At 61.7% G+C, this 15,877-nt stretch carries 14 protein-coding genes; 5 read left to right on the forward strand and 9 right to left on the reverse strand.

Features of this window, described 5'->3' with window-relative positions:
• Positions 1-39 precede the first annotated feature (39 nt).
• The 3 genes from xylF to ACQ4MS_RS18860 all read right to left on the reverse strand — a co-directional run bounded on the left by xylF (position 40) and on the right by ACQ4MS_RS18860 (position 4,977).
• Positions 40-1,056 carry a D-xylose ABC transporter substrate-binding protein gene (xylF, locus tag ACQ4MS_RS18850; RefSeq protein WP_431096167.1) on the reverse strand — a complete coding sequence of 339 codons (1,017 nt, stop codon included), beginning with the start codon at positions 1,054-1,056 and terminating at the stop codon, positions 40-42.
• 324 nt (positions 1,057-1,380) lie between these two features.
• A complete protein-coding gene (locus ACQ4MS_RS18855; RefSeq protein ID WP_431096168.1) occupies positions 1,381-2,430 on the reverse strand; it encodes an Ldh family oxidoreductase in 1,050 nt (349 codons plus the stop codon).
• A 306-nt stretch (positions 2,431-2,736) separates the two neighbouring features.
• Positions 2,737-4,977: a PhoX family protein gene (locus ACQ4MS_RS18860; protein WP_431096169.1), complete on the reverse strand. Its 2,241-nt coding sequence runs from the start codon at positions 4,975-4,977 to the stop codon at positions 2,737-2,739.
• 246 nt (positions 4,978-5,223) lie between these two features.
• Between ACQ4MS_RS18860 and ACQ4MS_RS18865 the strand changes: the two genes are divergently transcribed.
• Complete coding sequence (locus ACQ4MS_RS18865) at positions 5,224-5,892, forward strand: DsbA family oxidoreductase (RefSeq protein ID WP_431096170.1); 669 nt, start codon at positions 5,224-5,226, stop codon at positions 5,890-5,892.
• 78 nt (positions 5,893-5,970) lie between these two features.
• Here the strand turns inward: ACQ4MS_RS18865 and ACQ4MS_RS18870 are convergent, their stop codons facing one another.
• Positions 5,971-7,092, reverse strand: a complete 1,122-nt coding sequence (locus ACQ4MS_RS18870) for a hypothetical protein (protein ID WP_431096172.1) — start codon at positions 7,090-7,092, stop codon at positions 5,971-5,973.
• 350 nt (positions 7,093-7,442) lie between these two features.
• On the opposite strand from ACQ4MS_RS18870, the gene ACQ4MS_RS18875 reads away from it, so the two are divergent.
• Positions 7,443-8,171 (forward strand): glutathione S-transferase, encoded by a 729-nt coding sequence (locus tag ACQ4MS_RS18875; RefSeq protein ID WP_431096173.1) that lies wholly within the window; start codon positions 7,443-7,445, stop codon positions 8,169-8,171.
• 318 nt (positions 8,172-8,489) lie between these two features.
• Positions 8,490-9,482 (forward strand): ferritin-like domain-containing protein, encoded by a 993-nt coding sequence (locus ACQ4MS_RS18880; RefSeq protein WP_431096174.1) that lies wholly within the window; start codon positions 8,490-8,492, stop codon positions 9,480-9,482.
• 93 nt (positions 9,483-9,575) lie between these two features.
• On the opposite strand, the gene ACQ4MS_RS18885 is transcribed toward ACQ4MS_RS18880, so the two are convergent.
• The 5 genes from ACQ4MS_RS18885 to ACQ4MS_RS18905 form a co-directional block, all read right to left on the reverse strand.
• Positions 9,576-9,905, reverse strand: a complete 330-nt coding sequence (locus ACQ4MS_RS18885; protein ID WP_431096175.1) for a hypothetical protein — start codon at positions 9,903-9,905, stop codon at positions 9,576-9,578.
• Between the two features lie 254 nt (positions 9,906-10,159).
• Positions 10,160-10,372, reverse strand: coding sequence for a hypothetical protein (locus ACQ4MS_RS18890; protein ID WP_431096177.1), 213 nt, complete (start codon positions 10,370-10,372; stop codon positions 10,160-10,162).
• 89 nt (positions 10,373-10,461) lie between these two features.
• The gene (locus tag ACQ4MS_RS18895) at positions 10,462-10,806 is read right to left on the reverse strand and encodes a hypothetical protein (RefSeq protein WP_431096178.1); all 345 of its coding nucleotides are present in this window, start codon (positions 10,804-10,806) and stop codon (positions 10,462-10,464) included.
• 184 nt (positions 10,807-10,990) lie between these two features.
• A complete protein-coding gene (gene ligD, locus ACQ4MS_RS18900) occupies positions 10,991-13,627 on the reverse strand; it encodes a DNA ligase D (RefSeq protein ID WP_431096180.1) in 2,637 nt (878 codons plus the stop codon).
• A 24-nt stretch (positions 13,628-13,651) separates the two neighbouring features.
• The gene (locus tag ACQ4MS_RS18905; RefSeq protein WP_431096181.1) at positions 13,652-14,578 is read right to left on the reverse strand and encodes a Ku protein; all 927 of its coding nucleotides are present in this window, start codon (positions 14,576-14,578) and stop codon (positions 13,652-13,654) included.
• Positions 14,579-14,798: 220 nt separating this feature from the next.
• Here ACQ4MS_RS18905 and ACQ4MS_RS18910 point away from each other — a divergent pair, with 220 nt between their 5' ends.
• Together ACQ4MS_RS18910 and ACQ4MS_RS18915 are read left to right on the forward strand one after the other, a co-directional pair.
• Positions 14,799-15,260: a CHRD domain-containing protein gene (locus tag ACQ4MS_RS18910; RefSeq protein ID WP_431099625.1), complete on the forward strand. Its 462-nt coding sequence runs from the start codon at positions 14,799-14,801 to the stop codon at positions 15,258-15,260.
• Positions 15,261-15,411: 151 nt separating this feature from the next.
• Entirely contained in the window at positions 15,412-15,870 is a 459-nt protein-coding gene (locus ACQ4MS_RS18915) for a MarR family winged helix-turn-helix transcriptional regulator (protein ID WP_431096182.1), read from the forward strand.
• Positions 15,871-15,877: the final 7 nt, after the last annotated feature.

Consider the following 15,877-nt stretch of genomic DNA (forward strand, 5'->3'; position numbering starts at 1 on the left):
GCTTGCGCAGAATGGGGAGCGGGGAGCTGAACGCCTGTATTACTTGCAGGCTGCGACGTTACCGGTGACACCCTTGCAGAGTTCGTCTTTCTTGATCCAGCCGGCCTTCACCACCACGTCGAGGTTGTCACGGGTGATGGGCACTGGCTTGAGGAACTGGGCCTGCAGGGCGATCTTTTTCTCGCCACCGTTCCAGGAGGTCGCGCCGTCGACTTTTTTGCCCGCACCCAGATTGACGGCCGCACTGGCCGCCTGTTTACCGAGGTCGCGGGCATCTTTCCATACCGACACGGTCTGGGTGCCCATGGCCACGCGGTTCAGTGCGGCAAAGTCGCCGTCCTGGCCCGACACCGGCACACCCTTGAGGCCCTTGGAGCTCAGCGCCGCCACGACACCGCCGGCGGTGCCGTCATTGGAGGCGACCACGGCATCGACCTTGCCGCCATTCTTGGTCAGGATCTGCTCCATGTTTTTCTGCGCGACTTCAGGCTTCCACCCTTCGGTGTATTCCTCGCCCACGATCTTGATGTCACCTTTCTTGACGGCAGCTTCAATGATTTCCTGCTGACCTTCGCGCAGGAAATTGGCATTCGGATCGGTGGGGGAGCCCTTGATCATCACGTAGTTGCCCTTGGGCTTGGCCTGGAACACGGCACGGGCCTGCATGCGGCCGACTTCCTTGTTGTCGAACGTGATGTAGAACACGCCGGGCGCCTCGATCAGGCGGTCGTAGGCGATGACGGGTACTTTTTGCTTGGTGGCCTTGTTCACGGCGGGCAGGATCGCGTCCTTGTCCATGGCCAGCACGATCAGGACCTTGGCACCCTTGGCCATCAGGCCGTCAATGTCCGCCAGTTGTTTTTCAGGGGAGCCTGCTGCATCCGCGCTAATGTATTTGGCACCCAGCTTTTCAAGCTGCGTCTTGATGGCGGCCTCGTCGGTTTTCCAGCGCTCCTCCTGGAAGTTGGACCAGCTGACGCCAACCGTCACCTGCGCAAATGCGCCGGCGGCGGCCAGGCTGAGGGCCATTGCAGTGAGGGAAGTTTTTAGTTTCATGGATGTCTCCGATGGTTCTGCCCAGGTCAGGCATGTGGTTTTGAAAACTCAGCTAAATCTCATTGATCGTCCTGCCGCATACAGCACTTCTGAATTAGTTTGAACGACGTACTAATTATGTGGATCTGCAAAAATCCCCGCCTAGGGACAAACCCCTGCATGAGGGGGGAGCATTGAGGTTTTGGACAGTTTTTGTAACGGCAGGGCCTGACAGGAGGCCGGTGAGCGAACCGTTCTACACGGGCGTTTTTAAGGTGGCAGAGCCATTTTTGCCGTCTGCGGCACCCAGTTGGCCTGGCCGGTGTCGCCCGGAAAGTCAGTGCATTAGTGGGCCGCAACAGGCTCAGTAATTCCGAGCTTGATCGCCCAACTGGAGAGCGAGGGCAAGATGGACGGATACAGCTCCACGCCCGATTCCATTTGCCGGGCCGCCAGTGCGATGCCTTTTTCTCCGGGTGTGCGCACGGCCGATCCCTCATGCGCGGGGCGCGACGTGCGGCAGGCGTCGGCCACATGGCCTGTTTGACGGGTGAAGGCATCCAGCCCGGCAAAGGCTCCCGGATCCAGGACTTGCAGGAACACCGTTGCGCCCCAGCCTTCTTTGGGATCGGCGCGCCCATGTCCGGCCAGCCCACCGGTCAGTGCCTCGACCAGCAGCGTCAATCCGTAGCCTTTGTGGCCGGAATCCATGCCGCCCAGCGGGAGGATGGTGCCTTTGGGTTCATCGAACAGCACGGCAGGGTTGTCGCTGGCCACGCCGTAGCCGTCCATCACCCAGGCCGCGGGAAGGCGCTTGCCTTCTTTGTGCAGACGGTTGGTCAGGCCATTGGTGGTCGCGGAGGTTGAAACGTCCATGAGCACCGGAACGCCGCCTGTGGGAATGCCGGCAGAGACGGGATTGGGCGTGAACACGGCGTCCAGCCCGCCGAAGGGCGCGACGCTGGCGGTGTTCGGGTCGGAGCAGGTGAGCAGCATCATCAAACCCTGATCGGTGGCCCGCTTGAGGTAGGCCGCCAGGCAGGCGATGTGATGGCTGCGGCGGATCACCACCGTGCAGGTGCCCTGGATGGCGGCGCGCTCGGTGGCCAGCGCCATGGCTTCCAGTACCAGCCAGGGGCCGGGCAAGCGGCGGCCGTCCCAAGTGACGGCGGCAGGGTGGTCGGCCAACACCGTGGGAGTACCCAGTTTCTCCATGGAGCCGGACTCCAGCTCACCCAGGTAACCAGGTAGCAAGGCCAGGCCGTGGGTGTTGTGGCCCATCAGGTCGGCTTCTACCAGGATGGCGGCCACTGCCTCCGCCTTGGCCCGCTCGAGTCCGGCAGTGGTGAGCAAGGCTCGGGCGTAGCTGATCAGGTCGGTATGGGCATATCGCATGGCTTGTCTCTGTGTTATGTCAATGCCGCCACCGCGGATGCTCTGTTTTTGATAGCGGTCAACGCCGGTTCTGTATGGCCTGGAAGGTCTTTTTATGCTGAAAATCAACGTCGTAGCCCATTTTTGGGGTGTGTGACGACGAAATTGCCTGTTGAAATGCCTTTTGAGCCTGTCCTGAACATTCTAGGGACGAACTTAGGGACGCGTACGCCATGCCATCGGGTGGGCTATTTCACTCCAGCGCCCATAAAAAAAACGGAAAGCAGTTTGAAACTGCTTTCCGTCTTGCGGCTGGCCGGACGAGTTTTAGCTGCCGATGCGTCCGCCGTCGTTCTTGGTGATCACGATGGTGGCAGAGCGCGGACGCTTGCCAGCGCCATAGCCCACGTTGGCCGGCCATTGGCTGGTATAGCGGGCTGGGTCGTTCACATGGGCCTGGCTGGTGTTCTCACCCGGGTGCTGGATGTTGACGAACAGCGTTTTGCCGTCCGGCGTTTCGGCCAGGCCTGTCAGCTCGCAGGCCACCGGGCCGACCAGGAAGCGCTTGAGCTGGTTGGTGCCGGGCGCTTTGCCCACATAGGTGTCCACCGTCAGCGGCCCGCCCGAGGCGCGAGGGTAGCTGAGGCTGACCTTGCGGCCGTCGCCCACCTGGCCGGGCAGCCCGGCCAGCATCATGCAGTTGGTCACATCGGTGTAGGCGCCGTCGTCTGTCTGGATCCAGCAAATGCCCGTGCTGGGGCTGAAAGCCAGGCCGTCCGGGCTGGAAAAATCCTGCTCTGCCGTGAGGCCGGAGAGGTTCACCATGCCGGGCGCCGCGCTGGCTTCCGCGCCGAACAGGTACACGTCCCAGGTGAAGCTCAGGGCCGCCGAGCCGCCAGTGCCTTCTTTCATGCGCAGGATGTGGCCGTGCGGATTGCCCTGCTGGACCGTGGATGTGCCTTTGACGTCGGAGTACGCGCGCGGGTTGGCGCTGTCGGGGGCCAGTTGCGACGAACCGCTGGGTTCGACGCGGCGGTTGCTGTTGTTGGTCAGCGCGTAATAGATCTCGCCGTTGGCCGGGTTGACCGAGCACCATTCCGGGCGGTCCATCTTGGTTGCGCCTACGGCATCGCCGGCCAGGCGGGTGTTTACCGCGATGTCGGCCTGGTCGGCAAAAGCGTACTTGGCATAGCCGGAAATCGCGGAGTTGGCCTGCGAAAGTTCCAGCCATTGGCCGGTGCCGTCGGCATTGAACTTTGCCGCATAGAGCTTGCCGCTGTCTAGGTACTTGTCGCCGGCGGCAAGGCGGTTGGCCGGGGTGGCGTCAGCCGCGTCCCAGCTGGCTGCCGAGACCCATTTATAGATGTACTCATTGCGCGAGTCGTCACCCTGGTAAACAGCCAGCGGCTGGCCGGGCACCACTTTGCCGAAGGCTGCGCTCTCATGGGCAAAACGTCCGAGGCCTGTGCGTTTCCTGGCGGCCTTGGTCTTGTCGTAGGCATCGATCTCGACGATGTAGCCCATGCCATTCATTTCATTGCGGTAGTCGTCGCTGCCGTCGGCGGATGTCCCCGTCTTGGCATTGATCCAGCGGGCGAACTTGTCTTCCTTGCCGGCGCTTTCCCAGCCATGGCGCGTGCTGGCGCCTTCTGCGCGGCCGTAGCGGAGCAGGGCGGTCACGCTCTTGTTGCCTTCACGGGCAGCGTCGTCGCCCTTGGGGCGCGTGAAGTAGCCGGCCCAGTTTTCTTCACCGGTCAAAAAAGTACCCCAAGGCGTTTTGCCGGTACCGCAATTGTTCAGGGTGCCGCGTGTCTTGGTGCCGTTGGGCGAGAATTTGGTGACCATCAGCGGATTGCCCCGCGCCGGTCCGGAAATCTCGATCTCCGACAGTGACGTCAAGCGCATGTTGAATGCGGAGTCCTTGAGGTACTCCCATTTGGCACCTTTGCGGCGCACTTCCACCACGCCCACGCCGTGAATGGCGAGCTCTTTGTCGACTTCGCCGGCCGGGCGCGGCAGCGTGCTGGTGCCGCCGTCGGCGTGCAGGAAGAAGGACGAAAGCTTTTCGTCCGTGGTGGCTTCAAAGTTGATGGCCAGCAGGCCGCGGCTGTTGGCGCTGGTCGAAGGGCGGCCGTTGTTGTCCAGGCCGAACCATTCCATGCCGTCATGGTGGTCGCCGGCGCGGTTTTCGAAGTCGCCATCGGTGCCGTCGTTCTTGTAGGCGGGCGTCGAAGCGGTGAGCGGGTCGCCCAGCGCGTACAGCACGCTAGCGGTGTAGCCTGCCGGCACGATGACGGCATCCGCCAGGCTCTTGGCCACTTCCTTGAAGCCCAGCAGTTTCTCGCGCGGAGCGGCAACGGCTTCTTGGCCCAAGCCTGCGGCCGAAGCGGCCAGGCTCCCAAAAACAGCGGTGGTGGCAGTGCCCACCGTGCCCATCAGGATGGAGCGGCGGCTCAGGCGGGCGTCCAGGACGGCTTCGAAAGACGGATTGTTCGAGGTGTTGTTGTTCAGGTCGTCGGGGTCGACGTAGGAGGCGCTGGAATTGGCAAGGTCTTTGTTCGTGGACATCGTCGGCTTTCGCTTTCTTGTGACAGTGGGGATACCGGTGACGGGATCGTGTTACGGCTGGGCCATTGTGTGAAACAAAGATGACACTCCTGTGACCGGCCCCCGGGATCTGGCTTCAGGAGAATCCCCACATGCCGGACCGGGCTAAGGGCTTGGCACGAAAATCAGGTTCGCCACGTCGCAAAACATCGCGCCTGGCCCGAACTGTCAAAGTAAAAAGTAAAAAGCAGAAAGAAAAGACGACCCATGACGACCACCCTCAAGATCGATTTTGTGTCCGACGTTTCCTGTCCGTGGTGTGTCATAGGCCTGAAGTCGCTGGACCAGGCGCTGGAGCGGGTGCAGGGCGACATCAAGGCTGAGCTGCATTTCCAGCCCTTTGAGCTCAACCCCAGGATGGCGCCCGAAGGCCAGGAAATTACTGAACACATCACCGAAAAGTACGGCATCACGCCAGCGCAAGCCCAGGCCAACCGCGAGAACATCCGTGCGCGCGGCGCGCAGCTGGGTTTCAAGTTCAGCATGGCCGACGAGCCCGGCGGCGGGCGCAGCCGTATCTACAACACCTTTGATGCGCACCGCCTGCTGCATTGGGCGGAACTGGAAGGTACGGATAAGCAAAAGGCGCTGAAAGAGTTACTGTTCAAACGCTATTTCACGGACGGCCAGAGCCCGGCATCGCACGAAGTGCTGGCCAAAGCGGCTGCAGAGGCAGGCCTGGACGAAGCCCGCGCGAGGGAGGTGCTGGCCTCCAGCGAATACGCCGCTGAGGTGCGGGAGCGCGAACAGTTCTACCTGACGCAGGGAATTCATTCAGTGCCAGCGGTGATCATCAATGACCGTCATCTGATCTCCGGTGGGCAGCCCGCCGAAGTCTTCGAACAGGCCCTGCGGCAGATTGCCCAGGCAGGTTGAGCTGCCGTCTGTCGCAGCCAACAAAAAGGGCGCCTTGCGGCGCCCTTTTTTGTTGTCGGGCCTCCTTTCGGCTGGCGATTATTTCTGCTGCTTGGACGAAGATGAACCGCTGGTAGAAGAACCACTTGTGCTTCCCGAACTGCCCTGGCCGCTGGAACCTGCACCGGAGCTGCCGGAAAGGCCTGAAGAGCCGCTGCTGCCCGAGCCCCCCACCTGCGAGCCGGACCCGAAAGATTCGGAATTCTGGTTGCGCGAATTGCTGTCCAGACTGCCGTAGGAAGAACCCATCCCGGAAGAGCCCGAGGCGCCGGAAGAGCCGTAACCGCTTCCCGAGCCGGATCCGCCCCCGCCCTGGGAAGAGCGTTTGCTGCGCCAGCTGTTGAACTCGTCCGAGAACTTGCCGTAACGCTCCTTGCGCCAATCGTCATAGTCCCGGTCGAGGTTGCGCAGCTGTTCGCTGCGCCACTGGTGATAGTCGGGGTCCCAATGGCCGCCATGGGTGCCGCCCTGGGCGCCATACTGTCCAGCCTGGCCGCCGCCGCCCCACTGACCCTGCTGCCCACCACCGTATGAGCCGGGTTGCCAGCCGCTACGTCCCTGGTCATAGCCATACTGGCCGCCTGAACTGGAACCATGACCGCCATAACCCTGGTTGCCATAGCCCTGGTTGCCATAGCCCTGGTTGCCATAGCCCTGGTTGCCATAGCCCTGGCCACCCCCAAAATCGCTCTGGCTGCCATAGCCATAACCGCCTCCGTAGCCGCCGTAACCCCCTTGGCCATAGCTCTGGCTGCCGTAGTTCTGTCCACCACCGCCGTAACCGCCGTATCCACCATGGCCGCCTTGCTCACGCTGGCCATAGCCCTGGCCGCCGGTAAACCCGCCGCGGTTGCCGCCAAAGGTCTGGCCGCCACCACCATAGCCCTGGCCGCCGCCCTGGGCGCCCTGGTAGTCCGCACCGCCTGCGCCGCGCCCATAAGCCGAAGCGTTGTCAGCGCCGTATCCACCGCCATAGCCACTGCTCATGCCGCCGCCATAGCTTCCATACTGCGAGCCCGACGGGTTGAACTGATCCTGCTGACCGCCGCGTCCGCTCCGCTCGGAGCCGTACTCGCGGCCGCCATAGCCACCTTGCTGCTGCTGGTCGTCGCTGCTGCGCCAATCCCGCCGGCTCTGGTCTTCATAGTCACGTGAACGCATATCGAACTCCTTGAAATAAAGGTAAAGGTGCATGGAAAGGGCTGATACAGCGGGCGTTGTTTTACATTTGGCTCGCCGGCCGGCCCCGTTTTTTCTTCCTGGTCCCTCAGGAAACCGGAACACAGGCTTTCTATTTAGCGGCCGCGACGGCGCTGTTTTTGTCAGACCTCTGCCAACCCGGTGTAGGACAAACCAAGCATCGCCATGCCGTGAAACCCGTCGTGGATCGGGAACAAAAAGCGTCCAAATAAAAGCGTTCAAATCCTTGGGGTGACGCCAGCAATGCGCAGACATCGGCGGGTGTTTCCCGCCCGCGCCAAATCACTTCACATCTTTTTTAAGGAATTCCCATGCCCTATGAACTTCACTATTGGCCCACCATCCAGGGGCGCGGCGAATTCGTCCGGCTCGCGCTAGAGGCGGCAGGTGCTGACTACGTCGACATAGCACGTGGCCGCGAGGATGAAGGCCGGGGTATTCCTGCCATGATGCATTTCATGGACAGTGCGGACGTGCTGCAGCCACCTTTCGCGCCGCCATTTTTGGTAGACGGAAAAACCATTGTTGGCCAGTCATCAGCCATCCTTCTCTACCTGGGCCCTCGCCTGGGCCTGGTCGATAAAAGCGAAACCCGGCGCCTGTGGACGCACCAGTTGCAGTTGACGATCGCCGACGTGGTGGCCGAAGCTCACGAGACGCATCACCCGGTGGGAACGGGCCTGTATTACGAAGACCAGAAAAAAGAAGCATTGCGCCGCGCAAAAGAGTTCAGGACGGCGCGTGTGAAGAAATTCCTGGGATGGTTTGAGACCGTGCTGGAGCGCAACCCGCGCAGCGGCGTGCATCTGGTCGGTAACCGGTTGAGCTATGCAGACCTTTCCCTGTTCCAGCTGGTGGAGGGGCTGCTGTATGCGTTTCCCAAGGCCACCCGTCGCGTGTTGAAGAACACACCGCATGTGACAGCCCTGCGCGACAGCGTGGCGCGGCATCGGCGCGTGGCAGCCTACCTGGCGAGCGAGCGGCGCATTCCTTTCAACGAAGACGGTATCTTTCGCCGTTATCCGGAGCTCGATGGCTAAAGGTTTCCTGCCGTGATGCTACCGGCACGGCTACTGCTTTTTGGCTTCAGTCATGACGTCTTTGTTGCTCCTTTTTTTATAGCGTCTCGCGCATTATCTGAAGGGGATAGAGGCCGAAAATCTTATGAATTTTCTGATCAAGCGCCTGCTCGAACCAGCGCGGCTTTCTCCTACAAAAGTGACTGTGCTTGCCTGACCGTGCGCTGTTCCTGCGGGCTGCACTATCAATTCACGTGTCCGGAAATCACGCGTTATCCATCACGTTGTCACATGAGATATCCGGGCAGTTTTTAACTCTGCAAGAGACAAGGAGCAACCATGGCAAAGGAACAGCACGATCAGAATCTTGACCCTATCAGCAAGGAGCCTGGCTCCCATCCTGTAGGCACCGGTATTGGCGCTGCGGCGGGCGGTATAGCCGGGGGCGCGGCCGCTGGAGCGGTTGCCGGCCCGGCGGGCGCTGTCGTAGGCGGCATAGCGGGTGCCGTGGCTGGTGGCATGGGCGGCAAAGAGGCAGCCGAAGCGCTGGATCCCACTGCTGAGGAAGCCTGGTGGCGCGAGAACTACACGCGCGAACCTTACTATGAAAACAGCCGGTCGTTTGACGACTACGCACCTGCGTACCGCCTGGGTTTCCTCAGCCGAAACCGGACTGCCGGAACGTTCGAGGAAAGAGAAAGCGATCTACAGTCGCAGTGGAATACAAGCAAGGAACGCTCAACCTTGAGCTGGCCACAAGCCAGGGTTGCCACCCGCGCGGCATGGGACCGTGCGGGCAGGTACGAGCGCGGTGGTTATGTCACAGGGACGGGAGCCGGTGGCAGCGACGCCGCAGCCAAAACAGTGGCGGCCGCCTCGGTTGATGACGATGAAGATGTCATTGAAGTGTTGAACGATTTGCTGGAATCCTGCCGCGACGGTGAATACGGGTTCCGCGAATGTGCCGAACATGCCAAGGCGCAGGACCTCAAGACCATCATGCTGCGCCACGCGGACGAATGCCGCGCCGGCGGGCTGGAGCTGCAAACACTGATACGCCAGTTGGGCGGTAAACCCGACGACGGCGGCTCCGTCAGCGGGGCGCTGCATCGCGGCTGGGTCTCTGTGCGTGCCACGCTCAGCGGCTACAGCGACCAGGCTGTGCTGAATGAATGCGAACGCGGTGAAGACGCGGCGGTAGCGCGCTACCGGAAGGCCCTGAAAGCCAATCTGCCTTCCGCCATCCGGGCAGTGGTGGAACGCCAGGCCCAGGGCGCCCAGCGAAATCACGACCAGATCAAGGCGCTTCGAGACACCCTGAAGGCCAATTGATCGGGCGGGTGACACAGGAGTTTCTATCAGTTTTTGCCGGCACTCGAGGTTCGGCAAACCAGGGGGCGGCGTGAGCTGCCCCTTTTTTTACCGCTAATTTTTTAGGCGGCTCGCACAATCGACTTGCGCATCCAATTGTTTTCCCTCGCGGGAATAGTCTGAATCGGTGACCTTGCAACCGGAGCGCTGCTCGATGGCCTGAAGAAGTGCTGTGCGCCTTGAGGCCGAACCGGTGACATCGCCTGCAGCGCCTGTTGCAGTCGCTGTCCAGGTACCCGCGGTCAACTGGCTGATGAGGAAGGTACGGCCTTCCACACTGACACGATGTGCAGGAGGATCACCCGCACGGATGGCGCATCCCGCCAGGCCAATGCCTGCGAGTATGACAAGCACCGTATGTGCCTTACGCGAAAAGTGCGTCATGCCCGCGTTTTATAACCGGGCAGAGGTGCGTCCGGGACGATATGCATTGCAGCTTTGGGTTCCGGTACTTTGGGTGGCGCTTTGGGGGCTTTGTTGTCGGGGCATCCCGACAGGAGAAAAGCAGCCAAAGCCGTCAATATGGGAAGCAAGAGAGATTTCATGATGTCTCCAGGCGCATGGTTATCTCGCAACCTGAATGATAGGACGCGGGCTCTGGCGAGGCCAGTGCCCGGAGGCCAAGTCGCGGCGGCCACCTACAGGCGGCGGGTAGGGGAAGGCGTGATGCCCATGCGCTGCAGGGTTTCACTCAGGCTGCGGGGTGGCTGCTGGGTATCCGGTGCGGCGCATTGCTGCTGGTTGGCCGCGTTGCGGGGAAGCCTGCGTCCGAGTTCCGCTGCGATACGGCGTCCTTCGGTCTGGAGGTACTGCGTGATGTCCATCTGGTCTGGCAGTTTGGGGTGGCTCATGTGTCAGGGTTTCTGTTGGGCGATCCAGAGACGAAAAAAAAGCGAAGGCAACGGCCTTCGCTTGTGTCGTTCATGCTGTCCCGGCGTCCTTAGCTATTGCTGCGGCCTTGCTGCCGGGAGCCGGTTTCGCTGGGTTCCATGTTTTCATCGCGCTCTGACTGGTTGCGCGAACCACTTTGGCCGCCTTCCTGTCGACTCTGGTTGCCGCGGGCACTGCCATGCTGGTTTTGCCCGGCCCCGCCCTGGTTCAGTTGGGCGTCACTTGCCTTGTTGACGTTCTGGCGGTCTTGCTGGCCAGGCTGGTTCTGGCCGCGCTGGCCCTGCTGTTGCTGGTTGCCTTGGGCCTGAGGATTTTTCTCCTGGTCCCGGCTTTGATTCTGATTCTGATTTCCGCTTTGGTTCTTCTGTCTTGAATCGTTCTGGTTGGAAGCCATGCTGTTCTCCTTGAGGTAGTGGATAAAGAATGCGAAGTGAGCGGCAAAAACTGCGTGTCTGTTGCCTGTGCTGCTGCCTGCATTTGTCGCTACAACTTCAATGTAGCGGCGCACCCCGTGCTTGCCATGTCGGGCCAGGAGCTCTGGATGTGTAGGAGCCGGACGACAGCACGCCCGTTTTGGGTCAACCCGACCTTGCACGCGGCGCTTTGAAGCCGAGGCGCTTCATGGCGCCGCCCAGGCTGTTGCGGGAGGCCTCATAAGCGCTCCATGGCTTATTGCCAATCTCCAGGCGGGCGCCCAGGGTTTGCGCCGTCCAATGCGCACCGCCCATGAGCGATTCCAGTTCGTCCCAGGCGACCGGAACCGAGACACCCATGCCGGGCCGGGCACGCAGCGACCAGGCCGACACAGTGGTGGCACCGAAGCCGTTACGAAGGTAATCCGGGAAAATTTTGCCAACCCGGTTCCTGGGGCCGCTCTTGGCCACAAAACGCTGGGGAATTACCGCGGCCAGGTGCATTACCACCGCATGCGAGAAATCCTTCACCGTGTCAAAGTCGTATTGACGCTTGAGGGGCACCACGACATGGAGTCCTTTGCCACCGCTGGTTTTCAGAAAGCTGACCAGCCCGAGCTCGTCCAGAAAGGCGCGTACCAGCTGGGTGGCCTCCTGCATTTGCGGCCAGCTCACGCCTTCGCCTGGGTCCAGGTCAAACGTCATGCGGTCAGGCTTGTGGATAGAGCGCGTTGTGGCGTTCCAGGTATGCAGCTCGATCACGTTGACCTGCGTGGCCGCAAGCAGGGCGGCGGCGGAAGGTATTTCCAGCAGCGGCTCATGGTCCCGGTCCAGCGAAGGGTCGAGCAATTTGATGCCGGGAATGGAGCCGGCTTCCGCGTGTTTCTGGAAGAACAGCTCGCCGCCAATGCCGGTAGGCGCGCGTACCAGCGAGGTCGGCCTGGCTTTGAGATGCGGCAGCATGAGTTCGGCGACGCTTGCGTAGTGCTCCATCACGTTTTGTTTGGTGAAGCCCGTGCTGTCATCTATTACCCGGTCGGCGTGGGTGAGGCGCAAGGATTTCAGCGTTGCGGGAACGGGTTTGACAGGTGCCTTCCCGGCTTGTTTCAGGCTGCCCTTCGCGGTGGGTTTTTCGGAAGCGGTTTTTTTGGCAGGGTTCACGGTAGTGCCTTTCTTGCCGCCTGCAAGTGCGGCCGGTTTTTCACGAAGGATGCCGGTGGCGGGTTTGTCGGTGCGCAGTCCCTGGAACACGGAGTGGCGGATATGCCCGCCATGCGTCCATTCCCCGAAGGCCACCTCGGCCAGCAGCCGGGGCTTGACCCATTGCCCTTTGACGCCGGCGGGCAGCTTTGCGAACGGGCTGCGATCAGCGTGAAGTTTTTCCAGCCGGGTTTTCAGGCTGTCCAGCACCTCGTCATTGAAGCCGGTGCCGACGTTCCCGGCGTATTGAAGCGAGCCTTCTTCATCGTGCACGCCCAGCATCAATGCGCCCAGGCCGATGCGCGAGCCTTTGGGTGCGGTATAGCCCCCAATCACGAACTCCTGGCGCAACTGGGTCTTGAGCTTGATCCAGTCCGGCGAGCGTCGAGACACATAGGCAGAGTCCACGCGCTTGCCGATCACTCCCTCCAGCCCGACGCGGCGGGCGGATTCGAGCAGGTTCTGGGGCGACTCTTCAAACGCATCGCTGAAACGGATGGAGTCCTGCGGATGACGGGTGACCAGCGTGCACAGGACCTCGCGGCGCTGGGCCAGCGGCAACTGCCGCAGGTCCAGCCCGTCGAAGAAGGGCAGGTCGAACACGTAGTAGAGGATGCTGGCAGTGCTGGCGCGATCGAATGCGTTTTGTAATGCGCCGAAGTCCGGGATGCCGCGGTCGTTCATCACCACGATCTCGCCGTCGATCCAGCCTGAGGGCAACTCCAGCGCAGACACAGCTTTGGCCAGTCTTGACAGCTTGTCGGTCCAGTCGTTGCCCTTGCGTGTGAAAAGGCGAACCGACGGGCCGTCGATGCGCGCGAGTATCCGGTACCCGTCGTACTTGATTTCATAGACCCAGCCTTCAGGGTCGGCTGGTGGGCGAGTAACCAGCGTGGCCAGTTGCGGCGCGAGCGTTTCAGGCAGCTTCGCCTTGACGGCGCCTTCGGGTATGCCTTCGTCGGCCCGCCTTGCACGCGGCTTTGCCTGGGCTTTGCGTGCCGCCGTTTTCCTGGTGGGCGCGGCGGCTGTCGCGTCGCGCGGAAGCGGTTTTCCCGAGAGCACGCTGTTGGGCTGGGCCTTGAGTATGTCGAATTCCTTCTCGGGCCGCGCAAACTCGTCGTGTTCCTTGATCAGCAGCCAGGGCTCCTGTTTGTCGTCGCCGCGGCCGTGCATGCGCACCAGGGTCCAGCCGCCCTTGAGCTTTTCGCCATGCAGTTCAAATTTGAGCTTGCCGCTTTTAAGGCCCTTTACGGGGTCGCCGATCGGCGTCCACAGGCCGCGGTCCCAGACGATGACATCGCCCGCGCCGTACTGTTTGGCCGGGATGCTGCCTTCGAACCCGGCGTAGGAAATGGGATGGTCTTCCACATGCACGCCCATGCGCTTGACGCTTGGGTCCAGGCTGGGCCCTTTGGGAACAGCCCAGCTTTTGAGCGTGCCTTGCAGCTCCAGCCGGAAGTCGTAGTGCAGGCGGCTCGCGTCGTGCTTCTGGATGACGAAGGTGAGGGCTTTGTCCGAACGGGCTCCGCCGCGCGCGGGCTCCGGTGTGCGCGCGAAGTCACGCTTGGCGCGGTAGGTTTCCAGCAGGTCGCGGGCGCCCATATTGTCGGCTTGCGGCGCCGGAGTTCAAGCCGCGCGCCGCCGTGCAGACGCGTGCGACGCTGACTTGGCCGCGGTTTTCCTGCGCGCGGGCGTTTTGGCTGAAGCCTTGGGTTTGGGGGTTGCCTTGGCTTTGGCGGCGTCGCCGCCGCCTTTGCGCAAACTGCGCTGCAGCAACTCCGTCAAATCGATGATCTTGGCACCGGAGCGGCTTTCGGTTTCCTCGCTCTCCTCTGGCTGCTCCACGCTTTCCAGTTTGCCTTCCTTGGCCTTGCGCTCGACCAGGGCCATGATGTCGTCCTTGAAGGAGTCGCTGAACTGCTTCGGATCCCACTTGCCGGTCATGTCGTCCACCAGCTGTTTGGCCATGGCGAGCTCTTTCTCGCTAAGGCCGGCAGCCTTGGCCCCCACCGGCGGCAGGTTCAACTCTTCCAGCGGCCGTATGTCGGTGCCCCAGCGCAGCAGGTTCAACACAAGTACCGGACCCGAGGGCACCAGAACCGCCAGGTGCTGTTTGGTCTGGATGATCACGCGGGCAACGCCCACGCGCTGGGTTTTGAGCAGGGTGTCGCGCAACAGGGCATAGACCTTCTGGCCCTTGTTGATGGGGGCGACATAGTAAGGACGCTCCAGGTACACGAACGGAATATCGGTATTGGGAACAAAACTTTCGATCTCGATGGTCTGCGTGGTCTTGGGGTAGGCTGACTTGATCTCGTCTTCCGTCAGCACCACGTACTGGCCGTCTTCGTACTCCACGCCCTTGACGATGTTCTCCTTGGTGATCTCTCTGCCGGTGCGCTTGTTGATGCGCTTGTAGCCTACCGGGTCCATGCTGCGCTTGTCCAGCCAGTCGAAGTCGATGCCGCTTTCCGAGGTGGCCGAATGCAGCGCCACAGGGATGTGGACCAGGCCGAAACTGATGGCGCCTTTCCATAAAACGCGGGATGCCATGGTGGATGTCTTCCTTGCGATGTTGCAGGCTGGCCTGCGAGGGCAGGCAGGGTTCTCAGTGCAGTTTCCGGTTCACCCCCATGCGTGCGTGTCGGCTTCCGTTGGGGTGCTGGCGTCGTCCGGAACCGACTGTTCGCATGGGGTTTGTCCTACGGGCCTGGGCGAGGCGCTCCACGCACAATCGGCTGCAACTTTTCAAGGAACTGACCCAATGCTTTCCATGTTTTCACGCCGCAGCGTCACCCGAATTTCCCTTGCCGGCATGGTTGCCATGGCTGCAGCCGCGACGGGCTGCGGTGTGATGGAAAAGCAGTCCAGCCTCGTTGCCTTCACCACACAGCTGCGCGGCGCCAATGAGGTGCCCGCCAATGGCAGTCCGGGCAGCGGTTCGGTCGATGCCGTATTCGATACGAGCACCAACCTGCTTCGCTGGAAGGTCAATTACACCCGGCTCACCGGTCCCGCCACGGCGGGGCACTTTCACGGCCCGGCTGCCATTGGCGCCAACGCCGGTGTGGCTTTGGGTTGGGCCAGTCCCATGCGCAGCCCCATGGACGGGAGCGCGACGCTGACGGCCGCGCAGGCCGCTGACCTGATGGCGGGCCGCTGGTACGCCAACATTCACACGGCTGCCTATCCGGCAGGCGAAGTGCGCGGCCAGATGACGGTGGTGCGCAACTAAGGGGTGTTCGGGAGCCAGCCGGGCTTTCGGCCCCGGATGCGGCGCCCTGACAGTCTCTGTCGGCGTCTGTCCGATTGCCCATAAATGGTTGCGGGCGCAACCGGATTGATTTATAGTTGCGAGCGCAACCATAAATCGAGACCGGTGACCCATGATCAAACTCGAAAGAACCCTGACTTATCGCCTGCACCTGCTGCACAAGCTGACGGACATTGAAAGCCAGCGTGCCTATGCGGTTGATGCAGGGCTGTCGATGAGCGATGGCCGCTGCCTGACGGCCGTGGGCACTTTTGCGCCGTTGTCGGTGAACGACCTCGCGCAAAAAGCCAACCTGAACAAGGGCCAGGCCAGCCGCGCGGCGCAGTCGCTGGTCGACCAGGGCCTGGTCATCAAGGCCGCCAGCCCAACCGATGGGCGTGGCGTGGTGTTGACACTTACCCCCAAAGGCAAAAAGGCGTGGCAGCGTGCCATGCAGGTGGTGGGGCAGCGCAATCAGGATATTTTTGGTGTGCTGAGCACGGCCGAGCGCGCGCAGCTCAGCGACCTGTTCGACCGGCTGATCGAAAAAGCCAGATCCGGCAACGGCGAAACTGAAAATCTCGACGAATGAATCACAT

Source organism: Polaromonas aquatica (genome assembly GCF_050626995.1).
GTDB lineage: Bacteria > Pseudomonadota > Gammaproteobacteria > Burkholderiales > Burkholderiaceae_C > Polaromonas > Polaromonas aquatica_A.